We start from the raw sequence: 12,987 nt of genomic DNA on the forward strand, positions 1-12,987 counted from the left end.
GGGGATACAATGGCAATCAAAATAAAATCAAGAATGAAAATATAGTTGTATTCTTACTTTTGTGAAAGTAAAATAAGATTGGAGGGTGAAGAAATGGAACACATTCAATATCGCTTTTTATTAACAGCAATTATCGGTGTTATCTTCTTAATTGGTATCGGAATTATGATTGCTGAAAATAGTCCCATCGGCATTATTATTTGCATTATCGGCACATTTGTTACAGTTGGATACGGTTTTGTAACAAAAAGAAAAATGCGTAAATCGCAATAACATTAAAAAGTAAGAAGCTTCTTTATGCCTCTTACTTTTTTTCATTATTACGATACAAATGGTAATAATTCTTCGTATACTCCTGGTTTTGCAACTAACACACTGCTTTTCTCTACAATAGAAAGAGGCGTTCCCAAGAACGTTGTCACTTTACCGCCAACTTCCTCTACAATAATCTGTCCCCCGCCAAAGTCCCATGGCGATAAGCGCGGTGTTACATATGCGTCTAATCTTCCCGTGGCAACATATACCATTTCTAACGCTGCACAACCATATGACCTCGTACCTCTCGCCTTCTTAACGAGCATCATCATTTTTTCCATATTAAGCAATGGATTATCAGTAAGCCATATCGCATTCAAAGCTATAACTCCATGCTCTACCGTTCCTTTTTCCAACATGGGAATAGCTAAATCATTGCAAAAAGCCCCTTCTCCCTTTACCGCATGATATAGTTCGTCATGAACTGGATCATAAATAAGACCAATCTTTCCGATACCGTTCTCATAAATCCCGATTGAGATTGCGAAATTTCTTTTTTGATGAACAAAGTTCATCGTGCCATCAATTGGATCAATTAACCAAACAACCCCATTAGAAGAGGTAATCTCATCTCCATAGCCTTCTTCTCCTAAAATATTATGATGTGGGAATGTTTCTTTAATTTTCCCAATTAAAAACTGCTCCGTTTCTCGGTCCATATTTGTTACTAGATCAGCTGCATTTGACTTTGTTTCTATAATAAGTGTTTTTTTCAGTGACGCCATTAATTGTTCTCCGGCTTCTCGAATCCACTGTTTCGCGTGTGTATCAATGTCTTTCCATACTTCTTGCATGTTTAAACACTCCGATCTATACTGTTCACAGAAAAAACGAACCCTTTATAAGGTTCGCACCAACTAATTATTTATACATATACTATTATTACGCTTCTAAACGGATCATTTCAAGTCTTAACACTTCTAATTTTTGTACGCACTCTTCTTTTTTCTGTTTGTCGTTATCCATCATCGCATCATATAAAGTTGCTAATTCATAATCTAGCTCCAAACGTAGCACCGGAATTCTCTTTTCAGCATCTGTTCTCTTTAACGCATTAATCACCTGTCTCATTTTTTTGCCTCCTCCCAATATTCGTCTGCCCTCGGACTAGAATTGATTCAATTTTCTGATTTTTTGTTTTATACTATACTATGTTGGATAAATCATCTATGCAACAAAATTATATTTTTTTATTTAAATTTTTTTGTGATGTTTTTTTTATGAATAGTACAAGCTATGCTAAAATTAAAACAAAATAGGAGTTGGAGGAACAATCATGACACTACAAACATTCACATCAACTGATTTTGAAGTCTTTACTGTTGATGGTCTTGAAGAACGAATGAGCGCAATTAAAACGAATATTCATCCTAAGCTAGAAGCTTTAGGGGAACAATTTGCAGAATATTTATCACAACAAACTGATGAAAACTTTTTCTACCATGTAGCAAAACATGCACGCCGCAAAGTCAATCCACCAAACGATACTTGGGTTGCTTTTTCAACAAATAAACGTGGATATAAAATGTTACCACACTTTCAAATTGGTTTATGGGGTACTCACGCCTTCATATACTTTGGTTTAATCTATGAGTGTCCACAAAAAGTGGAGACGGCTCACGCCTTCTTAGAACATTTAAATGATTTAAAAACAAATATTCCAAATGACTTCGTTTGGTCCATTGACCATACTAAACCAGGTGTAAAACTACATAAAACGCTTGAAACGGAAGACTTACAAAAGATGATTGAACGTTTAGCTACTGTGAAAAAAGCAGAGTTATTAGTCGGTATTCATATATCACCAGAGGAGTTTTCAGCAATGACCAACGAACAATTCCTTGCTAAGATTGAATCTACGATGCAACCACTCCTTCCTTTATATGCACTTTGTAATCGATAGTAGAAAACGGACAATTTATATTGTCCGTTTTTAGTTGTTATCACATTATAGCACTTTGCATTTTAATTTTCAAAATATTTTTACATTTTTACGATCTTTTTTTCCGCTACTTCTTTTGCTCTTTGAATCGTACGATATATAGAATATCCACTTACTTCTTGAAATTCTTTATCAATTTTTTTCTCCGCTGCCTTCGATGGCACAATCTCTTTAAAACGACGATATAATTCCATCAAATCTTCTCTCAAAACTCCTTTTTCATATACCTTTTCAATCGCTTCATAAAACTTTACAACTGCTACCATTTCTTCATTTGACCAATTGTAATCAAGTGGATATTGATATTCCATTTTTGCACCTCATTCAGTATTCTTTCTTTTTCCATTATGCTACCTTTAAGACAACCTTTTATTCTTCACTATAGCCACTCTGCATTATACACCATTTATCCATTTCAATGGAATTGTCTTCCTCTTTGCAGTATTTAAAATATAACTATTACACATACTCACCTTGAAAATGCGATTTTTCTATACATCTATAATTATTGGTGATATAATGCTTTTGTTTTATAGAGAATAAAGTGAGACTACCATCCCAAAAAAGGCTTTTGCGAATGGCAGAAAAACAAGTCAAGTTCTAAAAGTTTGTCATCTTAATTTCCTTTTAGAATGAGATGAAATCATATAAAACAAACTCTAATAAATATTACGAAGAAGAAGGGGTGTATAGATTGTCCCAATACGAAACACCATTGTTTACCGCTTTAGTTGAGCACAGTAAGCGAAATCCAGTTCAATTCCATATTCCTGGTCATAAAAAAGGACAGGGCATGGATCCTACATTTCGCGAATTTATTGGGCATAATGCATTAGCAATTGATTTAATTAATATTGCGCCGCTCGATGATTTACATCATCCAAAAGGTATGATTAAAGAAGCGCAGGATTTAGCAGCCGCTGCTTTCGGTGCAGATCATACGTTCTTTTCTATTCAAGGTACAAGTGGTGCAATTATGACAATGGTGATGAGCGTGTGCGGTCCTGGGGATAAAATCCTCGTGCCACGGAATGTGCATAAATCAGTAATGTCAGCTATTATTTTCTCAGGTGCAAAACCAATTTTCATGCATCCTGAGATTGATCCGAAGCTCGGTATTTCACATGGGATCACAATTCAATCTGTCAAAAAGGCTCTTGAAGAGCACTCAGATGCGAAAGGCTTACTTGTTATAAATCCAACATATTTTGGGTTTGCTGCAGATTTAGAGCAGATTGTAGAATTAGCTCATTCTTACGATATTCCTGTACTTGTTGATGAGGCTCACGGTGTTCATATCCATTTTCATGATGAACTACCAATATCAGCTATGCAAGCAGGTGCAGATATGGCAGCAACAAGTGTTCACAAATTAGGTGGGTCTTTAACCCAAAGCTCTATTCTTAATGTAAAAGAAGGTCTTGTGAACGTAAAGCATGTCCAATCCATTATTAGCATGCTTACGACTACATCAACTTCTTACATTTTGTTAGCATCCCTTGATGTTGCTAGAAAACGTCTTGCTACAGAAGGAACAGCTCTCATAGAACAAACAATACAATTAGCTGAGCATGTTCGTGATGCTATAAATGTTATTGAGCATCTTTATTGTCCCGGAAAAGAAATGCTAGGAACAGATGCTACTTTTAACTATGATCCTACAAAGATAATTGTATCTGTAAAAGATTTAGGTATTACAGGCCATCAGGCTGAAGTATGGCTTAGAGAACATTACAACATTGAAGTAGAACTCTCTGATTTATATAACATACTTTGTCTTATCACATTTGGAGATACAGAAAGTGAAACAGATACACTTATTACAGCATTACAAGATTTAGCAGCAACATATAGAAATAGAGCAGACAAAGGTGTTCAAGTACAAGTAGAAATACCAGAAATACCTGTGCTAGCACTTTCTCCTAGAGATGCTTTTTATTCAGAAACAGAAGTCATTCCATTTGAAAACGCAGCAGGTCGTATTATAGCTGATTTTGTTATGGTTTATCCGCCAGGGATTCCAATCTTTACTCCGGGGGAAATTATTACACAAGATAACTTAGAGTATATTCTTAAAAATTTAGAAGCTGGGTTACCTGTACAAGGTCCTGAAGATATGACATTACAAACATTACGTGTTATTAAAGAGTACAAGCCTATCAGTTGATAGGCTTTTCTTTCACCTTTTTTCTCTTTTTTTCATACGATACTAAAGAATTTGACATTCCCACCCTAATGGGGCAAGCTGACTAACATCAGTGGGATTCTTGCTACCTAAGGCGAAGTCCATTTCTGGTATCGCTGACGTGCAAGATTGCGGTGTGCCATCACCACTCTCACAACAGACCGTATAGGTTCGTGAGCTACTGTACTATCATACCGTACAGATTCGTGTTCAGGTGTTTTAGCGTCTTGTTCTTGACGACACATATCATTTTACCGATAGCTTGAATTCGGCTATCGAACTCCCTATGCTATCTTTTTTCAAAGAACACATTGGCGTTTTAAAGACTTGTACTTGTCTGTAGTTAAAGTCTACCAAAATATAAAGTGAAACTTTAATCAGTGGGGTTTTGTTCATCCCCACTGATTATTAGCCTTCACCAATCGGGCGTTTACGGGCAGCAGGGCTCCAGCCGAATTTTGAGGTGGAATTCTTACTGCCCGTAAATAGCGGGATAAATGTTTTTCTATGAAAAAGCGATACTTTCATCCTATGTCTAAAGTCCAATATAGGCTTTCCCGTATCGCGAAATCTGTAACGTATAGGTGGGGATACCATTATGATTGTGATAGGCCGTTCTATTGTACACCCTTATATCACAAATGAATATGAGCCATTTGCAGCTGAAAAACAACAGATTTTATCCATAATGGCGGGAAATCAAGAAGTTTATTCCTTCCGAACAGCCGATGAACTCAGCTTTGATCTTAATTTACGAGTTAATATTATTACTTCCGCGCTAGAACTTTTTCAAAGTGGATTTCAGTTTCGTACGTTTCAACAATCTTTTTGCAACCCTCAGTTTTGGGAAAGAACATCACTTGGCGGATTTCAACTACTCCCAAACATAGCCCCTTCCATTGCCATCCAAGATATTTTTAAAAACGGAAAACTATATGGAACTGAATGTGCCACCGCAATGATTATCATTTTTTACAAAGCATTACTATCATTATATGAGGAAAAAACTTTCAACCGTCTATTCGCAAACCTCTTACTTTATACATGGGACTACGATCGCGACTTAAAGCTCATAACAAAAACGAGTGGCGATATCGTTCCAGGTGACCTCGTTTACTTTAAAAATCCACAAGTTAATCCAGCTACGATTGAGTGGCAAGGAGAAAATGCAATCTATCTAGGAAACTTCTTTTTTTACGGACATGGCGTAGGCGTAAAAACGAAAGAGGAAATTATTTATTCATTAAATGAACGAAGGATTCCTTATGCTTTTATTTCAGCTTATTTAACCGATTTTATTACTCGTATTGATAGCCGTATGATGAGTCAATATGCCCCTCCTAACACGCCACAAACATCAATAGGATTTATTCCTATTAGAGATGATGCAATTGTTGCAACAGTCGGGCATACAACTACAATCTATTAAAAAAACGCCTACATGTGTAGGCGTTTTTTCTTAATTATTAAGCTTTTGTATGTTCTGTATGGTCACATTCGCAATGAGATCCACATTTCCCATAAAGTACTGTTGATTTTTCATCTTCAAAATGTGCGATTGTTCCTTCACAAACTTGGCATACGATTGTTCCCATTTTCATTTCCCCCTGAGTTTAAATAATAATCTACTTATATATGATTAAGCTTTCGCATTGTCTCTACTAGCACAGTCACAATTGGAACCACATTTCCCATAAAGTACTGTCGTTTTCTCATCTTCAAAATGTCCGATTGTTCCTTCACAAACTTGGCATACGATTGTTCCCATTTTTCATTTCCCCCTAAGTTTATGGTCCTAAAAACTTTTAGCTGTCAATTTCCTATCAATTATTGGGCTTTTGTATGTTCTGTGTGATCACATCCGCAAGATCCACATTTCCCGTAAAGTACCGTTACTTTCTCATCCTCGAAGTGTGCAATTGTACCTTCACAATCTTGACATACGATTGTTCCCATTTTTCATTTCCCCCTAAGTTTATAATCCCAAAAACTTTTGTAACCGCTTAACTTTCTGTCTTTATTTTAATATGTTATACTTTTTACGTCAATAGGTTTTTAGTATAACACATTAAATATTTTAAAATTAAATTAGTATGCGATATTAACACAAAAAAACAGCCATATCTCATACGTACGACTGTTTCTTGCTAATTATTCTTCATACTCCGCATGCAAAGAAGTAGACGGAACAAGAAATTTAAAAAACTGAGCTAACTCCTCCGCCTCCTCTTCCGATCCTAACTTAAAAGTTTCCTGTATATATGGAACATTTTCTACATCATCTCTCCCAAGCAAAGTAGATCTCCCTGTTTGCATACAAACAATAAGTGGCTTTCCAAAAAACATATTTGTATAAATAACTCCAAAATCATAACGTGTATCATGCGTCATAAATCCTAAAAATCGTACCTTCACACTTTCATGCTCATCATACAATTTTTCAAACATGAGTTTCCACCTTTCTAAATAACACTTCCTACTCATTAATATATTAAACAAAAAAAGTAATACTCCTTTTAATTGTCAAAAAATTCAGTAGGATGTAGAATGATATTATTCTACTAAGCTAAGGGGGAATTTGTATGCAACACGCCTTTATCACACTTGTACCTAAATCCAATCAACAATCTGTTTCAATAGAAGATGTTAAACACCTTTTTCATAACTATAAAACCGTTACTTCCAAGACTGGTGATCAAATTAATTATGCTTATACAAATACAGCTTTTCCTTATGAAATATTAGATACATCAGCAACAACATTAAAACTCCAATCGAGTCACGATCGATATGATTCTATTTATGTTGGGATTGGAATAGAAAAGGAACAATCTTTTATTCAGGTTTCTTTGCCTACTACAGCAACATTTGGTGATAAAGGAAAAGCAAATGAATTTAGCCGTTTTCTAGCGAAGAAATTAGAAGGAGAGTTACAACTATTTAATGGAAGAACAATGTATTTCTATAAACGTTAATTTAAAAAATAGAGAATATGATTAAAAAAAGTATGCAATTTGAACACGTAAGGAATAATGCCTGCTTTCTTACGTGTAATGCAAAACATGCAATCACATATGCCAAATAAAGAAATACGAAAAAGAGAATTACTTTATAATGAAACTTATCACCATTCGATAATGTTAATACAATGGAAAAACCACTCCATAATAGAAAATGATAAAATATAACATGTAATATTCTCATGGAACCTTCTCCTTTGACATGCTCTATTTTATTAATATATGGGATTAAGTTTGAATCAATTACATATTATATAACGGCATATATGCTAACGGTTCATTTAAAGTATTATATATTCATTCGACAAGTACATATAAAGACCTTGCAAGTCATTTTATGAAAATAAAAATACCCCATCTCTTTAAATAAGAGATGGGGTATTTACATTACTTAAATTATTTTACAATGTGAATTGGCATTCCAAGAGCAACTTCAGCTGCTTCCATTGTGATTTCACCTAATGTTGGGTGAGCATGGATTGTTTGAGCGATATCTTCAGCTGTCATTCCAGCTTCGATAGCTAAACCAATCTCAGAGATAATATCAGAAGCACCTGCACCTGCAACTTGTGCACCTACAAGAAGACCATCTTCTTTACGCGTTACAAGTTGTAAGAAACCGTCAGTGCTGTTTAATGATAACGCACGACCGTTTGCAGCGAATGGGAACTTAGATACAGCTACTGTCATTCCTGCTTCTTCAGCTTGTTTCTTAGTGTAACCAACAGATGCTAATTCTGGATCAGTGAAGCATACTGCAGGAATTCCGATGTAATCGATTGCTGATGCATGGCCACTAATTACTTCAACAGCTACTTTACCTTCGTAAGAAGCTTTGTGAGCTAATGGTGGTCCAGGAACGATATCACCGATTGCATAGATGTTTGAAATATTTGTACGGCATTGCTCATCAATTTCGATAATGCCACGGTCAGTCATTTTAATTCCAACTTGCTCAAGACCGATTTCTTGAGTGTTTGGACGACGACCTACAGTTACTAATACGTAATCTGCTTCTACAGTTTGGATTTCACCGTTAACTTCAAAGCTAACTTTTACGCCAGTTTCTGTTTCTTCAACGCCTTTAGCCATAGCTTTTGTATGGATATTTACGTTACCTTTTTTCTGTAGAGCACGTTTAACAACAGAGCTCATAGCTTTTTCGAAACCAGCTAAGATTTCGTCGCCAGCTTCTACTACAGTAACTTCTGTACCGAAGTTAGCATATGCAGTACCTAATTCCATACCGATGTAACCGCCGCCGATTACAACAAGTTTTTTAGGAATTTCAGGTAAGCTTAAAGCGCCTGTAGAGTTGATAACACGTTTAGAGTATTTGAATCCTGGAATTTCGATTGGTGTAGAACCAGTTGCAAGAACAGCATTTTTAAACGTATAAGTTTGTGCTGCATCTTCAGTCATTACGCGTAATGTGTTAGCATCTACGAAGTAAGCTTCACCGCGAATGATTTCAACTTTGTTACCTTTAAGAAGGCCTTCAACACCGCCAGTTAATTTCTTAACTACGCCGTTTTTCCATTCTTGAACTTTTGTAAAGTCAACTTTTACGTTCTCTGCAGTGATACCCATGTCATCAGAATGCATTGCATTCTCATAACGATGACCTGCATTGATTAACGCTTTTGAAGGAATACATCCAACGTTTAAGCATACGCCACCAAGGTTAGATTTTTCAATAATCGCTACCTTTTGACCTAATTGTGCTGCACGAATTGCCGCAACGTATCCACCAGGACCTGCACCAACAACGACTGTATCTAATTCAATTGGGAAATCTCCTACTACCATTGTTATTACGCCTCCATTACTAATAATTGTGGGTCATTCAATAGACGTTTAATTTGGTTTAATGCTTTTTGAGCAGTTGCGCCGTCAATTAAACGATGGTCAAAGCTTAGAGATAATGCTAATACTGGAGCTGCAACGATTTCACCGTTTTTCACAACTGGTTTCTCAGCGATACGGCCGATACCAAGGATTGCTACTTCTGGGTGATTGATAACTGGAGTGAACCATTGTCCACCTGCAGAACCAATGTTTGTAATTGTGCAAGAAGCACCTTTCATTTCAGTTGGAGCTAAACGACCATCACGTGCTTTACCAGCAAGTTCATTGATCTCGTTAGAAATAGTAAAGATAGATTTACGATCTGTATCTTTAACAACTGGTACTAATAGACCTTTGTCTGTATCAGCTGCGATACCGATGTTGAAGTAATGTTTATGAACGATTTCTTGAGAAGCATCGTCTAAAGCAGTATTCAACATTGGGAATTCACGTAATGCAGATGTTAAAGCTTTTACAACGTATGGAAGGTAAGTTAATTTAATACCTTTGTCAGCTGCAACAGCTTTGAACTTCTTACGGTGAGCAACAAGTTCTGTTACATCTACTTCATCCATTAATGTTACGTGAGGAGCTGTATGCTTAGAGTTAACCATTGCTTTCGCAATCGCTTTACGGATACCACTCATTTTCTCACGAGTTTCTGGATATTCACCAGCTGGGATTGGTTGTGCTTTTGGTGCTTCTTCTTTCGCTGCTGCTGCTGGAGTAGCTTCTACTGCTGCTGGAGCCTCAGTTGCTGCTACAGTTTGTCCACCATTTGCAAATGCATCGATGTCAGTTTTCACAACACGGCCGTTCTTACCAGAACCAGCTACTTTATGAATATCTACACCTTTTTCACGAGCATATTTACGAACAGATGGCATAGCGATTACACGCTCATTTACTACTTCTGCAGTTGCTGCTGGAGTAGTTTCCGCTGCTGGAGCTTCTACTGCTGCTTCTTCAGCTTTTGGAGCTTCATCATGATCGTCACCTTTAAATTTAAGGTTTTCGTATCCAGGAGCATCAAATTTAATTAATGTATCTCCTACAATTGCAACTGTTCCTTCTTCTACAAGTACTTCAAGTACTTTACCTTTAACAGGAGAAGGGATTTCTACTACTGCTTTATCATTTTGTACTTCAAGAAGTACATCGTCTTCATTTACTTCATCGCCTGGTTTAATAAACCATTTTACGATTTCACCTTCGTGGATACCTTCACCGATATCTGGTAGTTTAAATTCAAATGCCACGGAATTCAGCCCCCTGATTCATTTCATTATTATGGAATATGTACAAAAGAAACCAGCATGTGCTGATTTCTTTTGCACATGAAAAACTAAAAATTAGAAGTTCATTACTTTGTTAACAGCTTCAACAATATCTTTATGGTTTGGTAACCATACGCTCTCAGCTTGAGAGAATGGGAATACTGTATCAGCAGCTGCAACACGTACAACTGGAGCTTCTAAGTTTAAGATTGCACGGTCGTTAATTTCCGCTACAACGTTAGCTGCAATACCAGCTTGTTTTTGAGCTTCTTGAACTACAACTACGCGGCCTGTTTTTTCAACAGAAGCGATGATTGTTTCGATATCTAATGGTTGAACTGTACGTAAGTCAACAACCTCTAAAGAGATACCTTCTTTTTCAAGTTCTTCAGCAGCTTTTAATGCAGCATGAACCATAGCACCATAAGCGATAACAGATACATCTGTACCTTCACGTTTGATGTCAGCTTTGCCTAAATCAATTGTGTAATCACCTTCTGGTACATCTTGACGGAATGAACGGTACAATTTCATATGCTCTAAGTAGATAACTGGATCGTTGTCACGAATCGCAGAGATTAAAAGACCTTTTGCATCGTATGGAGTAGATGGAATAACAACTTTTAGACCAGGTTGTTGTGCCACTAATCCTTCTAAGCTATCAGCATGTAGTTCAGGAGTATGAACACCACCACCGAATGGAGAACGAATTGTTACTGGAGCAGTCCAACGTCCACCAGAACGGTAACGCATACGAGCTAATTGACCAGAAACTGAATCCATTACTTCAAAAATGAAACCGAAGAATTGGATTTCTGGAACTGGACGGAAGCCTTCAAGTGCAAGTCCAACTGCAAGTCCACCAATACCAGACTCTGCAAGTGGAGTATCCATTACACGATCTTCACCGAATTCAGCTTGTAAACCTTCAGTAGCACGGAATACTCCGCCGTTTACACCAACGTCTTCACCAAACACAAGTACGTTAGGATCATTTTTCATTTCAACGCGTAAAGCATCAGTGATTGCTTGAATCATTGTCATTTGAGCCATGGCTTACTTCGACTCCTTTTCTTTGTAAATTTCATATTGTTCAGCTAAGTTGTAAGGCATTTTTTCGTACATGATTTCCATTAAATCAGTAACTTTTTGTTTTGGAGCTTGGTCAGCCTTAGCAATTGCTTGTTTGATATCTTCTTTTGCTTCTTCGATAACTTTCTCTTCAACTTCTTGAGACCATAGGCCTTTGTTTTCTAAGAATGCACGGAAGCGTACGATTGGATCTTTTTGTTCCCATTCGTTTTCGATATCTTTTGTACGGTAACGAGTTGGGTCATCACCAGCCATTGTATGTGGACCATAACGGAATGTTAAAGTCTCGATTAAAGTAGGACCTTCGCCATTTACTGCGCGCTCACGAGCGAAAGCAGTTGCTGCGTATACAGCTAATGGATCCATACCGTCTACTTGAATTCCGTAAATACCTGCTGCTACTGCTTTTTGTGCTACAGTTTTAGCTGCAGATTGCTTTTCTACTGGAGTAGAGATTGCATAACGGTTGTTTTGTACAACGAAGATTGCTGGAGCTTTGAATGCACCCGCAAAGTTCATACCTTCGTAGAAGTCACCTTGTGAAGCACCACCGTCACCAGTGTAAGTAATTGCAACAGATTTTTTACCACGTAATTTCATACCTAACGCAACACCAGCAGTTTGGATGATTTGCGCACCGATAATGATTTGTGGAGCAAGTGCATTTACATTCTCAGGCATTTGGTTACCCATGAAATGTCCACGAGAGAATAAGAATGCTTGGTATAATGGTAGACCGTGCCACACTAATTGTGGAACGTCACGATATCCTGGTAAGATGAAATCTTCTGCTTCAAGTGCGAAATGACTTGCTAATTGAGAAGCCTCTTGTCCAGCAGTTGGTGCGTAGAAACCTAAACGTCCTTGACGGTTTAAAGAAATAGAACGTTGATCTAGTACGCGAGTATACACCATACGGCGCATTAATTCTTTTAATTGATCATCAGATAATTCAGGCATAGCTGCTTCATTCACAACTTCGCCTTTTTCATTTAAAATTTGTAATGTTTCAAATTGAGCTGCGATAGCTTTCATTTGCTCATCAACATTAAATAGGGTCTTTTTTGTTTTAGTACCCATTCCGTTCACCTCTTCCTCTCTTGAACCATATTCTGAAACGCTTTCACTATCTATTAGCTAGACTGAAAGCGCAACAATGTAAACCAACAAATTTGTTTGTCGGTTGAGAATAATTTTGTGTACCTAACAATCTGTACTAATGTTTTTTCAAAAACATATTAATACAATCTTGATCACGTTTTTTAGTTTACAACTATTCTAATTACGATGTCAATTACTTTGAATACG

Annotated in this window: 17 protein-coding genes; 5 read left to right on the forward strand and 12 right to left on the reverse strand. The window is 36.9% G+C overall.

Features of this window, described 5'->3' with window-relative positions; translation table 11 throughout:
- Positions 1-93 precede the first annotated feature (93 nt).
- Entirely contained in the window at positions 94-273 is a 180-nt protein-coding gene (locus MR066_RS09620) for a DUF5325 family protein (protein ID WP_000400127.1), read from the forward strand.
- A gap of 47 nt (positions 274-320) precedes the next feature.
- On the opposite strand, the gene MR066_RS09625 is transcribed toward MR066_RS09620, so the two are convergent.
- Both MR066_RS09625 and MR066_RS09630 read right to left on the reverse strand, forming a co-directional pair.
- On the reverse strand, positions 321-1,109 hold the full coding sequence (locus MR066_RS09625) for an inositol monophosphatase family protein (RefSeq protein ID WP_242246932.1): 789 nt from the start codon (positions 1,107-1,109) through the stop codon (positions 321-323).
- A gap of 88 nt (positions 1,110-1,197) precedes the next feature.
- Entirely contained in the window at positions 1,198-1,386 is a 189-nt protein-coding gene (locus MR066_RS09630) for a hypothetical protein (RefSeq protein WP_002121995.1), read from the reverse strand.
- A gap of 205 nt (positions 1,387-1,591) precedes the next feature.
- Between MR066_RS09630 and MR066_RS09635 the strand changes: the two genes are divergently transcribed.
- Positions 1,592-2,218 (forward strand): YktB family protein, encoded by a 627-nt coding sequence (locus tag MR066_RS09635; RefSeq protein WP_002014864.1) that lies wholly within the window; start codon positions 1,592-1,594, stop codon positions 2,216-2,218.
- Between the two features lie 80 nt (positions 2,219-2,298).
- On the opposite strand, the gene MR066_RS09640 is transcribed toward MR066_RS09635, so the two are convergent.
- Positions 2,299-2,568, reverse strand: coding sequence for a UPF0223 family protein (locus tag MR066_RS09640; protein WP_002014862.1), 270 nt, complete (start codon positions 2,566-2,568; stop codon positions 2,299-2,301).
- A gap of 383 nt (positions 2,569-2,951) precedes the next feature.
- Here MR066_RS09640 and speA point away from each other — a divergent pair, with 383 nt between their 5' ends.
- On the forward strand, positions 2,952-4,424 hold the full coding sequence (gene speA, locus MR066_RS09645; protein WP_002142966.1) for an arginine decarboxylase: 1,473 nt from the start codon (positions 2,952-2,954) through the stop codon (positions 4,422-4,424).
- Between the two features lie 616 nt (positions 4,425-5,040).
- A complete protein-coding gene (locus MR066_RS09650) occupies positions 5,041-5,871 on the forward strand; it encodes a protein-glutamine gamma-glutamyltransferase (RefSeq protein ID WP_002014859.1) in 831 nt (276 codons plus the stop codon).
- Positions 5,872-5,908: 37 nt separating this feature from the next.
- Here the strand turns inward: MR066_RS09650 and MR066_RS09655 are convergent, their stop codons facing one another.
- The 4 genes from MR066_RS09655 to MR066_RS09670 form a co-directional block, all read right to left on the reverse strand.
- On the reverse strand, positions 5,909-6,037 hold the full coding sequence (locus tag MR066_RS09655; protein WP_002142969.1) for a GapA-binding peptide SR1P: 129 nt from the start codon (positions 6,035-6,037) through the stop codon (positions 5,909-5,911).
- Positions 6,038-6,081: 44 nt separating this feature from the next.
- Positions 6,082-6,210, reverse strand: a complete 129-nt coding sequence (locus MR066_RS09660) for a GapA-binding peptide SR1P (RefSeq protein WP_002033839.1) — start codon at positions 6,208-6,210, stop codon at positions 6,082-6,084.
- Positions 6,211-6,269: 59 nt separating this feature from the next.
- The gene (locus tag MR066_RS09665) at positions 6,270-6,398 is read right to left on the reverse strand and encodes a GapA-binding peptide SR1P (protein ID WP_000536778.1); all 129 of its coding nucleotides are present in this window, start codon (positions 6,396-6,398) and stop codon (positions 6,270-6,272) included.
- Positions 6,399-6,593: 195 nt separating this feature from the next.
- A complete protein-coding gene (locus tag MR066_RS09670; protein ID WP_000462037.1) occupies positions 6,594-6,890 on the reverse strand; it encodes a DUF3055 domain-containing protein in 297 nt (98 codons plus the stop codon).
- 134 nt (positions 6,891-7,024) lie between these two features.
- Here MR066_RS09670 and MR066_RS09675 point away from each other — a divergent pair, with 134 nt between their 5' ends.
- Positions 7,025-7,417, forward strand: coding sequence for a DUF1885 family protein (locus MR066_RS09675; RefSeq protein ID WP_002014853.1), 393 nt, complete (start codon positions 7,025-7,027; stop codon positions 7,415-7,417).
- Between the two features lies 1 nt (position 7,418).
- On the opposite strand, the gene MR066_RS09680 is transcribed toward MR066_RS09675, so the two are convergent.
- The 5 genes from MR066_RS09680 to pdhA form a co-directional block, all read right to left on the reverse strand.
- Positions 7,419-7,646 carry a hypothetical protein gene (locus MR066_RS09680; RefSeq protein WP_242246934.1) on the reverse strand — a complete coding sequence of 76 codons (228 nt, stop codon included), beginning with the start codon at positions 7,644-7,646 and terminating at the stop codon, positions 7,419-7,421.
- A 212-nt stretch (positions 7,647-7,858) separates the two neighbouring features.
- Positions 7,859-9,271 (reverse strand): dihydrolipoyl dehydrogenase, encoded by a 1,413-nt coding sequence (lpdA, locus tag MR066_RS09685; protein ID WP_002014851.1) that lies wholly within the window; start codon positions 9,269-9,271, stop codon positions 7,859-7,861.
- Between the two features lie 5 nt (positions 9,272-9,276).
- Positions 9,277-10,569: a pyruvate dehydrogenase complex dihydrolipoyllysine-residue acetyltransferase gene (pdhC, locus tag MR066_RS09690; RefSeq protein ID WP_002033838.1), complete on the reverse strand. Its 1,293-nt coding sequence runs from the start codon at positions 10,567-10,569 to the stop codon at positions 9,277-9,279.
- Positions 10,570-10,662: 93 nt separating this feature from the next.
- Positions 10,663-11,640, reverse strand: coding sequence for a pyruvate dehydrogenase complex E1 component subunit beta (pdhB, locus tag MR066_RS09695; RefSeq protein WP_002033837.1), 978 nt, complete (start codon positions 11,638-11,640; stop codon positions 10,663-10,665).
- Positions 11,641-11,643: 3 nt separating this feature from the next.
- Positions 11,644-12,759: a pyruvate dehydrogenase E1 component subunit alpha gene (gene pdhA, locus MR066_RS09700; protein ID WP_000536893.1), complete on the reverse strand. Its 1,116-nt coding sequence runs from the start codon at positions 12,757-12,759 to the stop codon at positions 11,644-11,646.
- Positions 12,760-12,987 lie beyond the last annotated feature (228 nt).

Source organism: Bacillus cereus group sp. BfR-BA-01523 (genome assembly GCF_022662615.1).
Lineage (GTDB): Bacteria > Bacillota > Bacilli > Bacillales > Bacillaceae_G > Bacillus_A > Bacillus_A mycoides.